We start from the raw sequence: 19,872 nt of genomic DNA, 5'->3' as shown, positions 1-19,872 counted from the left end.
GACACGCGCGCAAGGTCCCCGGCGGCTGTCAGTTGCCGCCGCCGGTTCTCGTGGATGGCAGACCCGGGCGCACCGGGCCCGGCCAGGCCGCCGCTTCGGCCCGTCTTCCCACGAGGCACAATCATGGCGACCCCTCACCTTGCCGCCGCGCGGCGCAAATCACCTCCGTCCGTCTCCCGCGAGCTGGCCGGCGACCCGGCACCGCGATCTCGCGGGACCGCCATGCGGCGGGTCTTGCGCACGTCGCTGATCGTCGCGGTCGCGGCGTTCGCGGTGGGCCTGCTGGCCGGCTGCACGCCCGGGGGCGGCAGCGGCGGCGCCGGCCCGGTCGAACTCGGCCACTACGAAGACGCGATCCGCGTGGTCCCGACGCTGGACGAAACCCGCGCCACCACCGGGACCATCGGCCTTGCCGGCGGCAGCATCAGCGCCACCGCTGCCGATGGCACCGTGTTCACCCTGGCCATCCCGGCCGACTCGCTGCGCCAGGCCACCCGCATCACCATGACGCCGGTGACGAAGCTCGACGGCCTGCCCTTCGGCAACGGCACCGACGTCACCGTCGACCTGCAGCCGTCCGGGCTGCTGTTCGACGTGCCGGCCACGCTGAGCATCGAACCAGCCACGCCGATCCCGCCCGGAGAGCGGATTCTCTATGGCTATTCGGAGGACAGGCTGACGTTTGCCGAACCGGCGCTCGAGGCAAGCGGCGTGGCCATCGTGGTCACGCACTTCAGCGGCTACGGCGCGGCAAAGGGGTTCATGGGCGATGTGGACGAAGCGCGCAGGCGCATCGGCGGGACGGCGGAGGAGCGGATCACCAGCGAGATGCGGGCGGTCATGCAGGCGGAGCACCAGGCGGCGCAGCGGGGCGAGCCGGGCGGGAACCTCAACGCCCTGCTCGATCCGTACTTCGAGCAGCTCGACCGCGAAGTGATCCAGCCACGCCTGGCGGCCGCGGGCCAGAGTTGCGCGGCCGGGCGCGCGGCCATCCTGACCGCGCTCGGCTACGCGCGCCAGCGCGACCTGCTCGGATACGAGGACCCACCAGGCACTTTCAACGAAGTCATCGAACTGATTGAAAACACCGTCGGTCCCAAGTGCATGGATGAGGAATACCAGATGTGCGTGGACGAACACATCGTCCACCGGATCGCCCGGGCCTATCTGGGGTTCGACAGACAGCTCGCTTTGCTTGGCATCGAAAACTCTCCGGTCCTGGAAAAGATGAAGAAGCAGGTCGATGGCTGCCTGCACTTCGACCTGGAGTTCAAGGTCGACACGCGGTTCGAGCTGGACACGCGATCCCTCAACGGCAGCTACCTGTCGTTCGCCGAAAGCAGCGAGCTGTCCACGGAAGTCGCGTTCAGCATCGATCGTTCGTTGAGCACCAACACGTCGTACTTCGAACCCTCCAGCGGACCGATGGAATCGCTCAAGCAGGTGTACCGGCAGAAGGCGCCCGGGTGCGTCCCGGGCACCGTGTCGAGCTGGACCGACACCGGGCATTTTCTCGGCATGGACCTCGGCATCGACTCCGGCGATCTCGACAAGGGCGGCGGCGGCGCCACCTCCATCCGCGTCTGGCTCGAACTGCCCTCGCCCCCGGTGACGATCTCCGGCATGTCCTGCGGCGGCGTGGCCGCCCCACCCGCGGCCGACCTGGTCGGCGCGCCGGGTGCCTACCTGGTGAACCATCGCGACGACCTAGTCGACGGCAAGGTGGTCATCGAGGACTGGGAGATCCACAACAGCGAGGTGTTCGCCACCGCCAAGTGGTCCTTCTTCAACGGACTCGGACCGATGGGATCGCTCGAGGACGTCGGCACCGCCACCCTGCGCCACACCCCGCGCTGACGCGCACCGTCATCCCGGCCCGCCCGCTCACGGGTCGCGACAGGCCTTGTTCCTCCTGTCAGGTGCCGTCGCGCTTTCTCGTGGATGGGACGCCCGGATGCACCGGGCACGACCGGACCGCGCTCCGGTCCGTTTTTCTCCTGCAAGGACACGACCATGCCTGTTATCCGTCTTCCCGCCGCGTCGGCCCTGGCGCTTGCGCTGTCCGTCGCCACCCTGTCCGCGCCCGCACAGGCGTCGCAGACCGAGCTCTACATCGACGTTGCCACCCACGCCATGCCGGGCATGCCCGGCACTGGCGCAATCGGCCGCCTGGCCGGCGCCATCGGCGGCCAGCGCCCCAGCTACGGCATGGCGCGACACCCGGGCATGCCCGGCAAGTACGCCGACATCGCGCTGTACAACCGCACCGCGCCTGGCCGGCCCGTCAGCCAGGCGGTGCCCAAGGGCCTGCAGCTGGGCAACAGCATCGACCTGCTGCCGCGCGAACGGCGCGAATCCCCCGTCGGCGGCGGCAACGACGGCACCGACGGCCTCGGCCTGGCCGACGGCGGTACCTACAGGATCCGCTACTACTGGGGCTGCGGCGAACAAGCGCGCAGCGGCCAGCCGGTCGAATACTCGATGACGGTCCGCAACGGAAAGGTGGTCCAGGGCGGACGCGCGATGGCGCCGCGCAAGGTACCGGACCAGGGCCCCGACATCACCCCGCAGCACGTGCTGTGGCCCAACCCCGCCGCCCGCCGCGCGATTCCCGACAAGGCCTCGCTCGTCGGCACGCACCAGGTCAGCGGCGACGGCCTGCCGGGTTCGATGCAGTTCGCGCTCGGCGACGGCGACGACTTCCTGCCCGCGCTGGAACTCGAAGGTTCCGGCAACCCCCGCGAGGGCATGACCCTGGAATGGAACGCCGTCGACGGCGCCCGCGCCTACTTCATCCACGCCATGGCCACGCATGGCGACACGGTGGTGATGTGGAGCAGTTCGGAAGACGGCTACGCCGGCCCGGAACTGATGAACTACCTGCCCGGGAACCTGGTGGCGCAGTGGACCGGCAAGCGCACCCTGCTCGGCGCCGACGCGCGCAGCTGCCGGATCCCGCGCGAGGTGTTCGCCGGCACCGAGGGCGCGCCGATGGTACAGATGATCGCCTATGGCAACGAACGCTCGATGGCGCAGCCGCGGCCGGCCGACGCCGCGCGCGACTGGGCCCCGGCCTGGAACGTGCGCGTGCGCAGCAAGTCCACCGCGATGCTGATGCCCGGGCTCGGCGCAGGCGCCGCGCGCGAAGCCGCGAAGCCGGCGGCCAAGGAGACGGCGAAGGGCATGCTGCGCGGCCTGCTGGGACGCTGACGCCCGCGGGGGCCCGTACCCAAAAGAAAACCCCGCCTCACGGCGGGGTTTTCCCTTATTGCATTGACGCGTGGCGGGGCCGGATCAGAAATCCATGCCGCCCATGCCACCCATGCCGCCACCGCCGTGGCCGCCGGCCGGCTCTTCCTTCTTCGGAAGCTCGGCCACCATCGCCTCGGTGGTGATCATCAGGCCGGCGATCGAGGCCGCGTTCTGCAGCGCAGAACGGGTGACCTTGGTCGGGTCCAGGATGCCGAACTCGATCATGTCGCCGTACTCGCCGGTCGCGGCGTTGTAGCCGTAGTTGCCCTTGCCGTCCTTGACCGCGTTGAGCACCACGCTCGGCTCTTCGCCGCAGTTGGTGACGATCTCGCGCAGCGGGGCTTCCATCGCGCGCAGGGCGATCTGGATGCCGTGGTTCTGGTCCTCGTTCGCGCCCTTGAGCTCGCCGATCGCCTGCAGCGCGCGCACCAGGGCCACGCCGCCGCCCGGGACCACGCCTTCTTCCACCGCCGCACGCGTGGCGTGCAGGGCGTCCTCGACGCGGGCCTTCTTTTCCTTCATCTCGATCTCGGTCGAGGCACCGACCTTGATCACCGCCACGCCGCCGGCCAGCTTGGCCACGCGCTCCTGCAGCTTCTCGCGGTCGTAGTCCGAAGAGGTCTCTTCGATCTGCGCCTTGATCTGCTTGATGCGCGCCTCGATGGCGGAGGTGTCGCCGGCGCCGTCGATGATCGTGGTGTTCTCCTTGGAGACCTGGATCTTCTTGGCGCGGCCGAGGTCGGCGATGGTCGCCTTCTCCAGCTGCAGGCCGACTTCCTCGGAGATCACAGTGCCGCCGGTCAGCACGGCCATGTCCTCGAGCATCGCCTTGCGACGGTCGCCGAAGCCCGGGGCCTTGACGGCGCAGACCTTGACGATGCCGCGGATGGTGTTGACCACCAGGGTCGCCAGCGCTTCGCCCTCGACTTCCTCGGCGACGATCAGCAGCGGCTTGCCGGCCTTGGCCACGCCTTCGAGCACGGGCAGCAGGTCGCGCACGTTCGAGATCTTCTTGTCGTGCAGCAGGATGAAGGGGTCATCCAGCTCGGCCGACATCGACTGCTGGTTGTTGATGAAGTACGGCGACAGGTAGCCGCGGTCGAACTGCATGCCCTCGACCACGTCCAGCTCGTTCTCCAGGCCCGAGCCTTCCTCGACCGTGATCACGCCTTCCTTGCCGACCTTCTTCATCGCGTCGGCGATGATGTTGCCGATCGACTCGTCGGAGTTGGCCGAGATCGTGCCGACCTGGGCGATGGCCTTGTCGTCGGCGGTGGGCTTGGACAGGTTCTTGAGCTCAGCGACGGCGGCGCTGACCGCCTTGTCGATGCCGCGCTTGAGGTCCATCGGGTTCATGCCGGCGGCGACCGCCTTGGAGCCTTCGCGGATGAAGGCCTGCGCCAGCACGGTGGCGGTGGTGGTGCCGTCGCCGGCATTGTCGGAGGTCTTGGACGCGACTTCCTTCACCATCTGCGCGCCCATGTTCTCGAACTTGTCGGACAGCTCGATTTCCTTGGCGACGGACACGCCGTCCTTGGTGATGGTCGGGGCGCCGAAGCTCTTCTCGAGCACGACGTTGCGGCCCTTCGGGCCGAGGGTGGCCTTGACGGCATTGGCGAGCGTGTTGACGCCGCGCACCATCTTCGCGCGCGCGTCTTCACCGAAACGGATTTCCTTGGCAGCCATGGCTGTTAACTCCGGAATTGGGGATTGGGGATTGGGGATTTGGAAAAGCGGAGCGACGGACTCGGAACCGGGTGGGACTTCAAGCGCTTCGCGCGCTCACGAATCCCCAATCCCCAATCCCGAATCCCGTCGCTGTGGTCGGCTCAGCCGAGCACAGCGAAGATGTCGTCTTCCTTCACCACCAGGTATTCGGTGCCGTCGAGCTTGACCTCGGTGCCGCTGTACTTGCCGAACAGCACCTTGTCGCCGGCCTTGACCTTGGGCGCGCGCACGCTGCCGTTGTCGAGGACCTTGCCCTCGCCCACGGCGACGACTTCACCCTTGATCGGCTTCTCGGTCGCCGAATCCGGGATCACGATGCCGCCGGCGGAGACCTTCTCTTCTTCCATGCGCTTGATGACCACGCGGTCGTACAGCGGCTTGATGTTGCTCATGTTCAACCCTCGCAAGTGATTGATTGGACTGGTAAAGGGGCGGCGATGTTAGCACTCGCACATGACGACTGCCAGCATCGCGGGCGCGAAAATCCCGGACGGGCCGGGAGGTGACGGGGACATGTGGCGGGGGGCGGGGGGTTTCAAGGGGGCGCGGGGAATTTCTTTCCGCGGCTTCGGTGGCCCCCACCCCAGCCCTCCCCCGCAAGCGGGGGAGGGGGCTTCGAGGCCCTCAATCCCCCACCGGCAGCTCCAGCGTCTCCTTCACCTCTTCCATCACGATGTAGCTCTTGGACTCGCGCACGTGCGGCAGGGTCAGCAGGGTGCTGCCGAGCAGCCTGCGGTAGGAGGCCATCTCCGAGATCCGCGCCTTGATCAGGTAGTCGAAGTCGCCCGAGACCAGGTGGCACTCCAGCACGTTGGGCAGCTTGAGCGCGGCGCGGCGGAACTCCTCGAAGATGTCGCCGGACTTGTAGGCCAGACTGATCTCGACGAAGACCAGCAGGCCGGCCTTGACCGCCGACGGTGCCACCCGCGCGTGGTAGCCGGTGATCACGCCGTCGCGCTCGAGCCGGCGCACGCGCTCGGTGCAGGGCGTGGTCGACAGGCCGACGCGCTCGCCCAGCTCGGTGAACGGGATCCGCCCCTCCTGCTGCAGGATGCGCAGGATGCGGCGGTCGATGCGGTCGAGTTCCTTGGTCTTCATGGGTACTGCCGCAGCAGGGTTTCACGGAAATATTAACTGCAAAATCAGTATTAATTGGCGAAATACCCTGCTTTTGTATTCCTATACTGGTGGAATTCCGGCGCTCAACCCGTCATTCCCGCGAAGGCGGGAACCCAGTGTCTTTGCGTCCGCTCCGGAAGACACTGGATCCCCGCCTTCGCGGGGATGACGGCATCATCTTGCGGACCGCGCCTCCCCAACCACTGCCTTCATATCGAGGCGAAAACGATGCGCATCCTGATCCTGGGTTCCGGCGTGATCGGCGTGACCAGCGCCTGGTACCTGCGCCAGCAGGGCCACGAGGTGGTCGTGATCGACCGCGAAGCCTTCCCCGCGATGGAGACGAGCTTCGCCAACGCCGGCCAGGTCTCGCCCGGCTACGCCTCGCCGTGGCCGGCGCCGGGGATCCCGCTCAAGGCGGTGAAGTGGCTGCTGTCGCGGCACGCGCCGCTGGCGATCAAGCCCAGCGCGGACCCGGCCCAGGTCCGCTGGCTGTGGCAGATGCTGCGCAACTGCACCCACCACCGCTACGCGATCAGCAAGGCGCGCATGGTGCGGCTGGCCGAGTACAGCCGCGACTGCCTGGAGGAACTGCGCCGCGACACCGGCATCGAGTACGAACAGCGCACCCTCGGCACCACCCAGCTGTTCCGCACCCAGGCCCAGCTCGACGGCGCGGGCAAGGACATCGCGATCCTGCGCGACTACGGCGTGCCCTACGAGTTGCTCGACCGCGCCGGCATCGTCCGCGCCGAGCCGGCGCTGGCCAAGGTCGCCGATACGCTGGCCGGCGCCCTGCGCCTGCCCGGCGACGAGACCGGCGACTGCCACCTGTTCACCACCCGGCTGGCGGCGCTGGCCGCGGCGCAGGGCGTGGAGTTCCGCCACGGGCAGACGATCGAGGCGCTGCAGGCCGACGGCGACCGCTTGGCCGGCGTGCGCATCGACGGCCGCGTCGAGACCGCCGACCGCTACGTGCTGGCGCTGGGCAGCTGGTCTCCGAAGCTGCTTGCACCGCTCGGCATCCGCCTGCCGGTCTACCCGCTCAAGGGCTATTCGCTGACCATCCCGATCACGCGGCCGGAGATGGCGCCGCACTCGACCGTGCTCGACGAGAGCTACAAGGTCGCCATCACCCGCTTCGACCAGCGCATCCGCGTCGGCGGCATGGCCGAAGTGGCCGGCTACGACCTGTCGCTGCCGCAGCGCCGGCGCGAGACGCTGGAGCTGGTGGTGCGCAGCCTGTATCCCGACGGCGGCGATCTTGCGAACGCGGTGTTCTGGACCGGCCTGCGCCCGTCCACGCCCGACGGCCCGCCGGTGGTCGGCGCGACGAAGTACCGCAACCTGCTGCTCAACACCGGCCACGGCACGCTGGGCTGGACCATGGCCTGCGGCTCGGCGCGCTATCTGGCCGATCTCGTCGACGGTCGCACGCCGGCGATCGATACCGAGGGCCTCGACATCTCCCGCTACGACCGCCCCTGGCCGGCGGCGCCAACCGGACTGCGCTGATGCGTCCCTCGCGCGCCACCATCGACCTCGACGCCCTGCGCCACAACTACCGTCACGCACGCACGCTCGGCGACGGCAAGGCGCTGGCGGTGGTCAAGGCCGACGCCTACGGCCACGGCGCCGTCGCCTGCGCCCGCGCGCTCGAAGCCGAGGCCGACGGCTTCGGCGTGGCCTGCATCGAGGAGGCGCTGGAGCTGCGCGAGGCCGGCATCCGCGCGCCGGTCGTGCTGCTGGAAGGCTTCTTCGACGCGGACGAGCTGGCGCTGGTCGAGCGCCACGACCTGTGGACGGTGGTCGCGTCGCCGTGGCAGGTCGACGCGCTCGAACGCCACCGCGCCGCGCGCCCGTGGCAGGTCTGGCTGAAGCTCGACTCGGGCATGCACCGGCTCGGCCTGTCGCCGGACGAATACCTCGACGCCTGGCGCCGCCTGCGCGCGCTGTCGTGGATCGAGGGCATGGTGGCGATGAGCCATTTCTCGCGCGCCGACGAACTCTCGCATCCCAGCACCCGCGACCAGCTCGCGGCCTTCGACGCCGCGCTCGCGCAGCTGCCGGCCGGCACGCCCGCGAGCATCGCCAATTCCGCCGCGCTGATGGCCTGGCCCGGCACGCGCCGCGACTGGGTGCGCCCGGGGCTGATGCTGTACGGCTCGCACATGCTCGACGCGCCCCGCGCCGAGGCCGACGCGCTGCGCGCGGTGATGCGACTCGAATCGAAGGTGATCGCGGTGCGCGAACTCGCCGCGGGCGAACCGATCGGCTACGCCGGCACCTTCATCACCACCCGTCCCACGCGCGTGGGCGTGGTCGCGGCGGGCTACGCCGACGGCTATCCGCAGTACGCCACCTCGGGCACGCCGGTCATCATCGACGGCCGCCCGGGCGAACTGATCGGCCGCGTGTCGATGGACATGCTGACCGTGGACCTGACCGACCATCCCGCGGCCGGGCTCGGCAGCCGGATCGAACTGTGGGGACCGGGCCTGCCGGTGGCCGAGGTCGCCGCGCGCAGCGGTAACAGTCCGTATCGCCTGCTGACGGGGCTCAAGCGGGTGCCGCGGCGGTACATCGGGGGCGGTTAGGAAAATTGCCGTCATCCCGGCGAAAGCCGGGATCCATTTTGATCTTGCGGTCCGCGAGCCGAATCGAGCGTGCAACTGCAAACTGGATCCCGGCTTTCGCCGGGATGACGAGCAAAAAGCAGCCCTATTCGCTGTGCACGGAATGCCTGCCCCGATTCGCCAGGTTGCCGCCTGCCGCCGCCGAAGGCGCCTGGAACAGCGCCCCTAGAACCGCCACGCCCCCTGCAGCATCGTCTCGCCGTCGTTGGGCTGGTGCAGGCTGGCGTTGGAGATGTGCCGCGCCAGCAGCGAGAACCGGCCCCAGCGCCAGCCGAAGGTGCTGATGAACTGCGGGTCGCCCGACAGCGCCTCGGTCCAGCCGCTCTGCACGCCGATGCCGAAGCCGCCGACCATCCCGCTGGGACGCTCGTAGCGCAGCCCGCCGTGCAAGAGGGTCACGTCGTCGTCGTTGTCGTAGGCCGAATCGCTGCGCCCGCGCACGTGCATCGCGCCGACTTCCCAGCGCAGCGTGCCGCCATGGAACTCCCGCCACTCCGGCAGCCAGGCCACGGCCGCGACCGGCGTGTCCTCGTTGTCTCGGGTGAACGACATGCCGGCGCCGACCTCGACCTGGGCGGCGGCGGTGGCGCTCCAGCCGCAGGAGGCCAGCAGCATGAGGATGGCGAGGCGGCGCGAGGCGGCACGAAACGATCGCGACATGGGGAAAAGGGGCCGTGGGGGACGGCGGAAGGATAAGACCAGCCGGGCGAGAACGCAGCGGCCGCGAGGCCCGATGCCCCGGCACGCTGCGTTCCATGCCGCGGCCGCGGTTACGCTATCGGCCACCCCACCGGGACGCGCCGCTTGAACGCAACGCCGCCGCCACGCCTGTCCGCCCTCGCCGACGCCGGCTTCGCGCTCGACACCGGCGCCCGCGCCGGCGCGCTGCAGGTCCGCGCCTCGACCCGCGGCGGCGAGGTGTTCGACCGCTTCTTCGCCGCCTACGACGGCGCCTTCGTGCTGCCGGACGAGAAGGAGGGCCGCGCGGGCTTCCTCGAATGCCTTGCGCTCAACCACGGCCAAGCGCAGGCGCGGCTGCTGCAGCGCTTCGGCCCCTTCCGCGAATGGGTGCTGGTGGCCGAACGCGACGGCGACGTGGTCGGCGGCGCCAACTTCATCTGCCACGCGGTCGCCGCGCACGACGGTGCAACCGTGCTGGCGATGAACCTCAACTACGTCTTTGTCGCGCCCGGCCACCGCGGCCGCGGCCACCTGCGCGACATGGTGGCGGCGAGCCGGCGACTGGCGCGGATGTCGTTCGACGGCGACGCGGCCGGCGCGCTGCCGCTGCTGGTGTTCATCGAACTCAACGACCCGCTGCTGATGAGCGCGCAGGACTATGCGCTGGACAACGCCGTCGCCGGCGTCGACCAGTTCGACCGGGTCGCGATCTGGGCGCGTCTGGGCGCGCGCATCCTCGACTTCCCCTACCTGCAGCCGCCGCTGTCGGCGGAGCAGGCGGCCGACGACGGCCTGATGCTGGGCGTGCTCGACGATGGCGAGGCCCTCGACGCCTGCGTGCTCGGCGGCCACCTCGAACGCTTCTTCGCGATCTCGGTGCTCAAGGACGGCGACCCGCTCGCCGATGCCGCGGCCCGCGCGCAGCTCGACCGCTGCGCGCAAGGCTGCGCGGCCGGCGGCGGATTTGCATTGCTCGACCCGCTGCCGCATCTTCCCGCCTTGCGCGCCGCGGCCGACGCCGCGCGCGACGAGGCGCCGCGCAGGGGGTTGCGCGAACGGCTCGCGGGCCTCGGGAACCACTGAGCAACTGTCATTTCGAACAACGACTGTCATTTCGAGCGTAGCGAGAAATCTGCTCTTGACCCCCGGGATTCCTCACTGCGTTCGGAATGACACACCGGCCCTGCGGCATTGCCCCGGGGCGCGCCAGACGACGGGGACTCCATGACCGCGACCGAACCCGCAACGGACGGCCTGCTGGACGAAGCGCTGGCCCTGCGCGCCGGCGACGGCCGCCTGCACCTCACGCTCTCCTTCCTGATCGACGAGCGGCGCATGCAGGCCCTGGTCGCCGACCGCGAGGGCCGCTGCTACTGGAACCGGAAGCTGCTCGCGGCGCTGCGCGGCGACGAAGCGCAGGACGACGGCGACTACCAGGACAGCCGCCGCCTGGGCCAGGCGATCGAGCCGCTGTTCAACGACATCGCCGACCGCCAGCGCGGCCTGTTCATCCAGGACTTCCTGCTCGACACGCCGAGCGAGCCGCGCCGCGCCGGCGACAGCGACGGCGAGAACGTCTGCGACGAAATCGAGGTCTCGTTCCCCGCCGACGTGCGCTGGGAGACCGAGGGCGACCGCTTCTCGCTGGCGCTGTCCTCGCCGGTGCGGCTGGCGGCGCGCTGCCGCGCGTTCTGGGTGGCGCATTCGAACACCTCGCTGACCTACCACCTGTCGCTGGAGCTGCCCTACCGCCACGACCACGCGCACTACTACGCGTTGTCGCTGCTGCAGAAGGCGGTGTTCCCGACCGAGGGAACGCGCTGGGTGGACGCCGCGGACGCGGGCGGGCTGCGCCTGCATTCGCCGAAGTCGGACCGGCCGCTGTCGCTGCACGACTACGTGGCGGCCACCTTCGAGCGCCACGCCGCGAGCCTGCTGTCGGGCATCCGCGTGATGCTGGGCCGCCGCGCGATCGAACTCGCCGCGCCCGCGCGCGAACGCAGCCTGTGGCAGCGCCTGCTGCTCGACCCCGATCCGGAAGCCGAAACTGCCGCGACGCCATCCGCGGCCACCGACAGGCGACCGCTGGGCGAACTGCAGTGCCGCACGGTATTCCTGCTGCAGGACCCCTACTTCTTCGCGCTGCTCAGGCCGCCGTTGCGCACCGGCCTGCGCGACATGGCCGCGGTCCGCCCCGGGCGCGGCGACGACGGCCGCAACCGCTACGACGAGACCGACCTGCAGCCGCCGCACTGCCCGCCCGCGCACCTGGACTACTACTTCCTGTCCGGCTTCCTGCAGAACATCGTGGACTTCCTGCGCCAGGACGTGTCGGAGATCCAGGACGGCACCGACCCGATTTACCCGCCGGCCGGCATCGAGGACGACGACAGCCACTTCCTGGTCTACGCCACCCAGAGCTCGGTCTACGAGGTGGTCTCGGGCTCGCGCAGCCTCGAAGTCGGGCGCGGCTGGATCGGCACCTGCCCCTATCTGTTCCTCGTGCACCTGATGACGATGCACAACGAGTCGCTGGTACGCAAATACGAGGGCATGGTGCGCCGGCTGATCGTCAAGCTGGAAGACGACGGCCTGCTGCACGCCGACGCGGTGAACAACCACCGCGCCTACTCCACCCACGTCGCCGACGAGGCGTTCGAGGCCTTCCGCCGCTTCCGGCTGGAGACCTTCAACCACATCGCCAAGCACCGCTACTTCAACGTGCTGCGCTACGACACCGAGCGCGAGTTCTACGAATCGATCGAGACCGTACGCGGCATCAACCAGCGCGAGGAGTACTGGGCGAAGGTGGTCGGCGAACTCGAGCAGACGGTCGACGACCTGCGCGACAACGAGCGGCAGAAGGCGGAGAAGTTCCTCGAGCGCGTGCTGTTCTACGTTGCCTTCCTCGGCATGCTGCAGGTGGTGTTCCAGCTGATTGACTTCGGCTTCGACGGCGCGTGGGGCAAGCTGCGCTACGCGGTGATCGCCAGCGTCGCCACGGTGGCGGTGATGCTGGCGCTGTTCCATTCGCGCGGCCTGATCAACGGCCGCCGCTGGCGGCAGGCGCTGCGGTTCCGGCGCACGAAGCGCCCCGAGGAACTGCCGCCGCAGCGCTGAGCGCCGCCGGAACGCTGCATCCCGGCGGCGCGCGGCGGCGTCGGCTACCCTATCCGGCCGAACTCCCGTCCCCGCGCCCACGCCGTGACCGCCATCGCCTGCTTCTGCACCTGTCCGGACGCCGGGACGGCACGCCGCCTCGCCGAGGCGCTCGTGGGCGAACGGCTGGCGGCCTGCGTCAACGTGCTGCCCGGCATCACCTCCGTGTACCGCTGGCAGGGCGCCGTGGAGCGCGCCGACGAGGTGCTGTTGCTGGCCAAGACGACGAAGGCGCGGCTGGCCGCCCTCACCGAACGGATCATCGCCCTGCATCCCCACGAACTTCCCGAAGTGATCGCGGTCGACATCGACGGCGGACTGCCCGGCTATCTCGCCTGGATCGCCGACGAAACCCGCACCGGAGCCGACGCTTGAATCCGACCGCATCGTGGTGGCGCCGCCTCGCATCGATCGCCCTGCTCGCGGCGGCGCTGCCGGCGCTGGCCGCGACCGACCAGGACGAGCTGCTGCCGGTCGACGAAGCCTTCGCGCTCGGCGCACGCGCGGTGGCGCGCGACCGCATCGAGATCGACTGGGCGATCGCCGAGGGCTATTACCTGTACCGCCACCGCATCGCGGTGCAGGAGACCGGCGGCCGCTTCAAGGCCAACCCGCTGCAGCTGCCGGCGGGGAAGAAGCACACCGACGAGTTCTTCGGCGAAGTCGAGACCTACCGCAGCCACCTCACCGCCGTGCAGACCGGCGCCGCCGCAGACGGCACCGAGACCCTGACGCTGCAGGTGAAGTACCAGGGCTGCGCCGACATCGGCATCTGCTATCCGCCGCAGACGCGCACGCTGCAGGTCGCCCTGCCTGCTGCAGGAGCGCCTTCAGGCGCGACCACTTCATCGCCCGATCCAGCGGTCGCGCCTGAAGGCGCTCCTGCAGGGAGCGACTCCGGATTCGCGGCGCTCGGACGCAGCCTGTCCGGCGCGCCGGCCACATCGACGACGCCCGGCATCGGCCGCGACGGCAGCGCGCAGGCCCTGCCGCTGCCGCCGGAGCAGGCCTTCGGCTTCGAGGCCATCGCCGGCGACGGCAACACCCTGCTGCTGCGCTTCACGCCGGCCAAGGGCTACTACCTGTACCGTGACCGCAGCCGCTTCCGCCTCGATGGCGCGGAGGGCATCGAGGCCGGCACGCCGCGCTGGCCGAAGGGCGTGGCGCATCGCGACGAGCACTTCGGTGAGGTCGTCGTCTACTTCGACCAGGTCGACGTGCCGCTGCCGCTGCGCAGGCAGGTGGCGGAGGCCGCGACGGTCACGCTCACCGCGACCTTCCAGGGCTGCCAGGACGAGGGCATCTGCTATCCGCCGATGACGCGCACGCTGGACGTGGCGCTGCCGGCGGGACGCGTCGAGACGGCGGGCGAGACCGCGCGTGCGCTGGCGGAGGCCGAGGCGGCGCCTGCGTCGCTTGCCGAAGGGTCGGGAAAGCCGGGGTCGGAGTCGATTTCCGCATCGGCGATCGACCCGGCGTCAGACATGCCCGGGGCGGAAATCGACTCCGACCCCTCGCGCGGAACCGACTCCGCGACCGGCGTTGCCTCCGACGCCACCGCCGACAACGCCGCCCGCACGCGCCCGCCCGGCACGGCGCTGCCGAAGGGCGGCATCCTCGGTGCGCTGCTGCTCGCCCTGCTCGGCGGACTGGTGCTGAACCTGATGCCCTGCGTGCTGCCGATCCTGTCGCTGAAGGTGCTGGGCGTGGCGCAAAGCGGCGAGAGCCGCGCCCACGCGCGCCGCCATGCGCTCTGGTACACGCTGGGCGTACTCAGTGCCTTCGCCGCGATCGGCCTGCTGGTGGTCGCGCTGCGCGCCGGCGGGCAGGCGCTGGGCTGGGGCTTCCAGCTGCAACAGCCGTGGTTCGTGGCGGCGCTGGTGTACCTGATGTTCGCGGTCGGGCTGAGCCTGTCGGGCGTGTTCACGCTCGGCGGCGGCATCGGCAACCTCGGCCAGTCGCTGGTGGCGAAGACCGGGCCGGCCGGCGACTTCTTCACCGGCGTGCTGGCCTGCGTGGTCGCCAGCCCCTGCATCGCACCGTTCATGGGCAGCGCGCTGGCGTTCGCGTTCACCGCCTCGCCGCTGCTGGCGCTGCTGGTGTTCCTGCTGCTGGGCCTGGGCCTCGCCCTGCCGTTCCTGCTGATCGGCTTCGTGCCGGCGCTGGCCGACCGGCTGCCCAGGCCCGGCGCGTGGATGGAGACGCTCAAGCAGGTACTGGCGTTCCCGATGTACCTGACCGCGATCTGGCTGCTGTGGGTGCTGGGCAAGCAGCGCGGCGCGGATGCGATGGCGCTGGTCGCCGCGGGCCTGGCGGTGTTCGCGCTGGCGCTGTGGTGGCACGAGCGCCGGCGCTGGACCGGCGGCTCGCTCGGTCGCGTGCTGGCCCTGCTGCTGGCGGTGCTGGCGCTGACGCCGGTGTGGAAGGTGGGCTCGCTGCCGCCGCCGACGCGCGCGGTGCAGGCCGCGGACGGCGAACGCGCGGCATGGACACCCGAAGGCTTGCAGGCGCTGCGCGACGAGGGCCGCGTCGTGTTCGTCAACATGACCGCCGATTGGTGCGTGACCTGCAAGGCGAACGAGCGGCGCGTGCTGTCAAAGGAGGCCTTCCGCAATGCGCTGGCCGAGGCCGACGCCGCCTACCTCGTCGGCGACTACACCAACACCGATCCTGCGATCACCGCCTTCCTCGACGCCCACAAGGCCGTCGGCGTGCCGCTGTACGTGGTCTATCCGGCCGGCGGCGGCGAGGGCGAGGTACTACCGGCGCTGCTGAGCGACGACATCGTGGTCTCGGCGCTGCAGCGCGCGGCGCGATGAGGGTCACTCCGCTGCGGATCGTGCTCGCGGCGGCGGTGGCCGGCGCACTCGGGATCGCCGCCAGCCTCGCGCTCAACGGCCCGGGGCCACTGCTCGGCACCGAGGCCGGCCAGCGCATGCTCAACGACGCCCTCGTCGCCGCCACGCCAACGCCTGAGGGCGTGGCCGTCGCCCGCCGCGGCGAAACGCTGCCGGCGATCCGGCTGGCCGCGCTCGACGGCGACCCGATCCAGCTCCCGGACGACTTCGCCGGCCGCCCGCTGCTGGTCAACGTCTGGGCCAGCTGGTGCGGCCCCTGCATCAAGGAAATGCCCGAACTCGACCGCTACGCCCGCGAGCAGGGCGAGAGTGGCGTGCAGGTGCTCGGCCTGGCGCTGGACGAGCCGCAGGCCGTGCGCGATTTCCTGCAGCGCATCCCGGTGGCCTATCCGATCGCCATCGACGCCCCCGGCCCGGCGGACGCCGGCGTCCGCCTCGGCAACCCCCGGGGCGTGCTGCCCTACACCGTGCTGGTCGCAGCCGACGGGCGGCTGCTGAAGCAGAAGATCGGCCCGTTCGAGGAGGGCGAGATCGACGGCTGGGCGGTTCCATAGCACCCCGAGCCCCAGCAGGAGCCGCGGGAATCCCAAAACCAGTCACGAATTAGAGCGTCAACTCCAACAATGGCTTAACTTCAGGCAACGTCGGCGAACTGGACAGCATTCGCCGATTCCCCCAGACTGCGCGCCATTCCGTCCGCGATGTCCCGATGGCCCAGCTGCTGCTCCTGCACGGCCCCAACCTCAACCTGCTCGGCACGCGCGAGCCGGAGGTCTACGGGCACGCCACGCTGACCGATATCGACGCCGACCTCCAGGCCCGCGCCGCCGAAGCCGGCCACGCGCTGGACAGCCTGCAGTCCAACGCCGAGCACGTGCTGGTCGAGCGCATCCAGGCCGCGCGGACCGACGGCACCGCCTTCATCCTGATCAACCCGGCCGCCTTCACCCACACCAGCGTCGCGATCCGCGACGCGCTGGCGGCGGTGGCGATCCCGTTCATCGAGATCCACCTGTCCAACCCGCACGCCCGCGAGCCGTTCCGCCAGCACAGCTACTTCAGCGACAAGGCGGTCGGCGTGGTCTGCGGCTTCGGCGCCGACAGCTACCGCTACGCGCTCGACGCCGCGCTGCAGCGGCTGCCGGCGGGCGCCTGACCCCTTTCCCGTTCCGCAACGCCGAATACATCAAGAGGCCACCCCATGGACCTTCGCAAGCTGAAGAAGCTCATCGAGCTGCTCGAGGAATCGAACCTCGCCGAAATCGAGATCAAGGAAGGCGAGGAGTCGGTGCGGCTGTCGCGCGGCACCAGCGGCGCCGCGCCGGTGGTCTACGCGCAGGCGCCCGCCGCCGCACACGCGGCCCCGCGCAGCGCCGAGCCGGTGATGCCGATGCTGTCGCCGGTCGACGGCCCCACCGGCGGCCGCGCCGCGGCCGAGAGCGCTGGCTCCGGCCTGCCCGACGGCCATGTCGTGACCTCGCCGATGGTCGGCACCTTCTACGCCTCGCCTGCGCCGGACAAGCCGGCCTTCGTCAGCGTCGGCCAGTCGGTGAAGGCCGGCGACACCCTCGGCATCATCGAGGCGATGAAGATGTTCAACCCGATCGAGGCCGACGCCTCCGGCACCGTACTCGCGATCGTCTGCGAGAGCGGGCAGCCGGTGGAGTTCGACCAGCCCCTGTTCGTGATCGGCTGAGGTGAGCGGGGATTTCGAGTGCCGAAGGCACGAGCCCGCGAACGCCCGCGGGCCGACAGGCCCGTGGGCGGTGTGGTGAACGACTTGAGACCAGAACATGCTCGATAAAGTAGTGATCGCCAACCGCGGTGAGATCGCGCTGCGCATCCTGCGCGCGTGCCACGCGCTGGGCATCCGCACGGTCGCGGTGCACTCCACCGTCGACCGCAACCTCAAGCACGTGGCGATGGCCGACGAGTCGGTGTGCATCGGCCCGGCGCCGTCCAACCGCAGCTACCTCGACATGCCGGCGATCATCGCCGCGGCCGAGGTCACCGACGCGCAGGCGATCCATCCCGGCTACGGCTTCCTGAGCGAGAACGCCGACTTCGCCGAGCGCGTCGAACAGTCCGGCTTCGTCTTCATCGGGCCCAAGGCCGACACCATCCGCCTGATGGGCGACAAGGTCGAGGCGATCCGTGCGATGAAGGACGCCGGCGTGCCCTGCGTGCCCGGCAGCGGCGGGCCGCTGGGCGACGATGTCGAGACCAACCTGAAGATCGCGCGCGAGATCGGCTATCCGGTGATCGTGAAGGCGGCCGGCGGCGGTGGCGGCCGCGGCATGCGCGTGGTGCACACCGAGGCCGCGCTGGCCAACGCCGTCGCTACCACCAAGACCGAGGCCAAGGCCGCGTTCGGCAACGACATGGTCTACATGGAGAAGTTCCTGGAGAACCCGCGCCACGTGGAGATCCAGGTGCTCGCCGACGGCCAGGGCAACGCCATCCACCTCGGCGAACGCGACTGCTCGATGCAGCGCCGCCACCAGAAGGTGGTCGAGGAGGCGCCGGCGCCGGGCATCACCGACGCGCAGCGTGCGGAGATCGGCAAGGTCTGCGTGGAAGCCTGCATCCGCATCGGCTACCGCGGCGCCGGCACCTTCGAGTTCCTCTACGAAAACGGGCGCTTCTACTTCATCGAGATGAACACCCGCATCCAGGTCGAGCATCCGGTCACCGAGATGGTCACCGGCATCGACCTGGTGCGCGAGCAGCTGAAGATCGCGTCGGGGCAGAAGCTCTCGATCAGGCAGGAAGACGTGGTGCTGCGCGGCCACGCCATCGAATGCCGCATCAACGCCGAGGACCCGGACACCTTCCTGCCCTCGCCCGGCCTGATCCAGCACTTCCACTCGCCCGGCGGCCCCGGTGTGCGCGTCGACTCGCACATCTACGAGGGCTATGCGGTGCCGCCGAACTACGACTCGATGGTCGGCAAGCTGATCGTGCACGGCGCCGACCGCGAACAGGCGATCGCGCGCATGCGCGTGGCGCTCTCCGAGATGGTGGTCGACGGCATCAAGACCAACATCCCGCTGCAGCAGCGGATCATGGCCGACGACGGCTTCCAGGCCGGCGGCCAGAACATCCACTACCTCGAGAAGCGGCTGGCCGAGCGCAAGGACAAGGGCCTGTCGATCGGCTGATGCGGCGAATCGGCCGGGGCGGCGAACCGGCCGGGATCATTTCAAAGGCGACTGGAACACCTCCCAGGCAAGACCCGTCATCCCAGCGAAAGCTGGGATCCATTTTGATCTTTGCGAAGACGCTGGATCCCCGCTTTCGCGGGAATGACGACTCAGGGCCCCCAGCGGTCACAGACCGCCCGACAGGTCCGCATGCAGCAGCAGGTGGAACAGGTGTTCTCCGGCCTCGCGGCGGATCGACAGCCGGCCGGTGTCGTAGGCGCGCGACTGCAGGCCGCGCTGCACCGACTTGCAGATCGCCATGTCCTCGTCCTGGACGATGTTGCCGACGGCGATGCTGGCCTCGTTGCGCTCGCGCGCGGCATCGGACACGTCCTCGAACCAGAAGTCGAAGATCACCTCGGTGCGGTCCACGCCCAGCGGCAGCACGAGGTTGGTGTCCATCATGCCCTCGTACCAGTTGAACATGAAGTTCGGATGGAACCAGTAGTAGTTCGCGCGCGCGCCGCCGCGCACGGACGCGAACTCCTCGATCTCGCCCTGCACCATCGGCGCCGACTGCAGGCAGTGGTGGCGACCGTTCTCGATCGTGTACTGCCTGAAATCCAGCACGCTGTTCAGCCCCTTGTGCAGGTGCGGGACGTGGTAGCCGCCGTCGAGGTAGTTGTCGACGAACACCTTCCAGTTGCAGTCGAACAGGTAGTGCTGGCGCGCGAACCAGTGCAGCCGGTCCAGGCGCAGCGCCTTCACTTCGGCGATGACCCGTTCGCCGAGGAATTCCTCCAGCGTCGGCCCTTCGCGGTCGAGCCGCACGAACACCCACTGCTCCCAGGTCGCGATGTCGACCGGCACCAGCCCGTGCGCGCCGCGGTCGAAGTGACATTCGTCGACGAAGCTGGGCGTGCCCTTGAGCGCGCCTTCGAGGGTGTAGGTCCAACCGTGGTAGGGGCAGCGCAGGTTCTTCGCGCAGCCCTGTGGCTGCGTCATCACCGCCGCGGCATGGTGGCGGCAGACGTTGAAGAAGCCGCGCAGCACGCCGTCGCCGCCGCGCACGACCAGGATCGGTTCGCCCGCGATCTCGCAGGTCACGTAGTCGCCGGGTGCGCGCAGCTGGTCCAGCCGCCCGGCGAACTGCCAGGTGCGGGCGAACACCGTGCGCCGCTCCAGCTCGGCGATCCGCGGATCGATGTACCACGCGGCCGGCGGCGTGCTGGCTTCGGCCAGCGGCAGCGAAGGGTCGTACTGGCCGATCAGGTCGGCGACCGATGCAGTCATGCG

General features: G+C 69.8%; 17 protein-coding genes. 12 read left to right on the top strand and 5 right to left on the bottom strand.

The genetic code is table 11. The features are described 5' to 3' along the window. Positions 1 to 54 precede the first annotated feature (54 nt). Positions 55 to 1,857 (top strand): hypothetical protein, encoded by a 1,803-nt coding sequence (locus FQY83_RS06280; RefSeq protein WP_146386149.1) that lies wholly within the window; start codon positions 55 to 57, stop codon positions 1,855 to 1,857. Positions 1,858 to 2,013: 156 nt separating this feature from the next. Further along, positions 2,014 to 3,210 carry a hypothetical protein gene (locus FQY83_RS06275; RefSeq protein WP_146386147.1) on the top strand — a complete coding sequence of 399 codons (1,197 nt, stop codon included), beginning with the start codon at positions 2,014 to 2,016 and terminating at the stop codon, positions 3,208 to 3,210. 84 nt (positions 3,211 to 3,294) lie between these two features. Here the strand turns inward: FQY83_RS06275 and groL are convergent, their stop codons facing one another. The 3 genes from groL to FQY83_RS06260 all read right to left on the bottom strand — a co-directional run bounded on the left by groL (position 3,295) and on the right by FQY83_RS06260 (position 6,078). Continuing rightward, a complete protein-coding gene (gene groL / locus FQY83_RS06270) occupies positions 3,295 to 4,938 on the bottom strand; it encodes a chaperonin GroEL (protein ID WP_146386145.1) in 1,644 nt (547 codons plus the stop codon). A 143-nt stretch (positions 4,939 to 5,081) separates the two neighbouring features. Then, the gene (groES, locus tag FQY83_RS06265; protein ID WP_146386143.1) at positions 5,082 to 5,372 is read right to left on the bottom strand and encodes a co-chaperone GroES; all 291 of its coding nucleotides are present in this window, start codon (positions 5,370 to 5,372) and stop codon (positions 5,082 to 5,084) included. Between the two features lie 232 nt (positions 5,373 to 5,604). Beyond that, the gene (locus tag FQY83_RS06260) at positions 5,605 to 6,078 is read right to left on the bottom strand and encodes a winged helix-turn-helix transcriptional regulator (RefSeq protein WP_146386141.1); all 474 of its coding nucleotides are present in this window, start codon (positions 6,076 to 6,078) and stop codon (positions 5,605 to 5,607) included. A 249-nt stretch (positions 6,079 to 6,327) separates the two neighbouring features. Here FQY83_RS06260 and FQY83_RS06255 point away from each other — a divergent pair, with 249 nt between their 5' ends. Further along, a complete protein-coding gene (locus FQY83_RS06255) occupies positions 6,328 to 7,614 on the top strand; it encodes a D-amino acid dehydrogenase (protein WP_146386139.1) in 1,287 nt (428 codons plus the stop codon). Next, positions 7,614 to 8,696 carry an alanine racemase gene (alr, locus tag FQY83_RS06250; protein WP_146386137.1) on the top strand — a complete coding sequence of 361 codons (1,083 nt, stop codon included), beginning with the start codon at positions 7,614 to 7,616 and terminating at the stop codon, positions 8,694 to 8,696. The genes FQY83_RS06255 and alr overlap by 1 nt, the downstream gene beginning before the upstream one ends. 204 nt (positions 8,697 to 8,900) lie before the next feature. On the opposite strand, the gene FQY83_RS06245 is transcribed toward alr, so the two are convergent. Next, the gene (locus FQY83_RS06245; RefSeq protein ID WP_146386135.1) at positions 8,901 to 9,395 is read right to left on the bottom strand and encodes a porin family protein; all 495 of its coding nucleotides are present in this window, start codon (positions 9,393 to 9,395) and stop codon (positions 8,901 to 8,903) included. 144 nt (positions 9,396 to 9,539) lie between these two features. Between FQY83_RS06245 and FQY83_RS06240 the strand changes: the two genes are divergently transcribed. The 8 genes from FQY83_RS06240 to accC all read left to right on the top strand — a co-directional run bounded on the left by FQY83_RS06240 (position 9,540) and on the right by accC (position 18,594). After that, a complete protein-coding gene (locus tag FQY83_RS06240; RefSeq protein WP_146386133.1) occupies positions 9,540 to 10,499 on the top strand; it encodes a GNAT family N-acetyltransferase in 960 nt (319 codons plus the stop codon). Positions 10,500 to 10,640: 141 nt separating this feature from the next. Next, a complete protein-coding gene (locus tag FQY83_RS06235) occupies positions 10,641 to 12,536 on the top strand; it encodes a hypothetical protein (RefSeq protein WP_146386131.1) in 1,896 nt (631 codons plus the stop codon). A gap of 84 nt (positions 12,537 to 12,620) precedes the next feature. Then, the gene (cutA, locus tag FQY83_RS06230) at positions 12,621 to 12,950 is read left to right on the top strand and encodes a divalent-cation tolerance protein CutA (protein WP_146386128.1); all 330 of its coding nucleotides are present in this window, start codon (positions 12,621 to 12,623) and stop codon (positions 12,948 to 12,950) included. Then, the gene (locus FQY83_RS06225) at positions 12,947 to 15,394 is read left to right on the top strand and encodes a protein-disulfide reductase DsbD family protein (protein WP_146386126.1); all 2,448 of its coding nucleotides are present in this window, start codon (positions 12,947 to 12,949) and stop codon (positions 15,392 to 15,394) included. Before cutA ends, FQY83_RS06225 begins: the two co-directional genes overlap by 4 nt. Then, positions 15,391 to 15,987: a TlpA family protein disulfide reductase gene (locus FQY83_RS06220; RefSeq protein ID WP_146386124.1), complete on the top strand. Its 597-nt coding sequence runs from the start codon at positions 15,391 to 15,393 to the stop codon at positions 15,985 to 15,987. Before FQY83_RS06225 ends, FQY83_RS06220 begins: the two co-directional genes overlap by 4 nt. Before the next feature lie 155 nt (positions 15,988 to 16,142). After that, complete coding sequence (aroQ, locus tag FQY83_RS06215) at positions 16,143 to 16,589, top strand: type II 3-dehydroquinate dehydratase (RefSeq protein ID WP_146386122.1); 447 nt, start codon at positions 16,143 to 16,145, stop codon at positions 16,587 to 16,589. A 45-nt stretch (positions 16,590 to 16,634) separates the two neighbouring features. Continuing rightward, positions 16,635 to 17,129 carry an acetyl-CoA carboxylase biotin carboxyl carrier protein gene (accB, locus tag FQY83_RS06210; protein WP_146386120.1) on the top strand — a complete coding sequence of 165 codons (495 nt, stop codon included), beginning with the start codon at positions 16,635 to 16,637 and terminating at the stop codon, positions 17,127 to 17,129. Between the two features lie 97 nt (positions 17,130 to 17,226). Next, complete coding sequence (gene accC, locus FQY83_RS06205) at positions 17,227 to 18,594, top strand: acetyl-CoA carboxylase biotin carboxylase subunit (RefSeq protein WP_146386118.1); 1,368 nt, start codon at positions 17,227 to 17,229, stop codon at positions 18,592 to 18,594. 168 nt (positions 18,595 to 18,762) lie between these two features. Here accC and FQY83_RS06200 read toward each other — a convergent pair whose 3' ends face one another. Continuing rightward, positions 18,763 to 19,869, bottom strand: a complete 1,107-nt coding sequence (locus tag FQY83_RS06200) for an aromatic ring-hydroxylating oxygenase subunit alpha (protein WP_158636442.1) — start codon at positions 19,867 to 19,869, stop codon at positions 18,763 to 18,765. Positions 19,870 to 19,872 lie beyond the last annotated feature (3 nt).

Origin of the sequence: Luteimonas marina (assembly GCF_007859325.1) — a bacterium.
In the GTDB taxonomy this organism is placed as follows: domain Bacteria; phylum Pseudomonadota; class Gammaproteobacteria; order Xanthomonadales; family Xanthomonadaceae; genus Luteimonas; species Luteimonas marina.
Note: the sequence above shows the minus strand (reverse complement) of the source record. Positions and strands in the feature narration are given on the sequence as shown.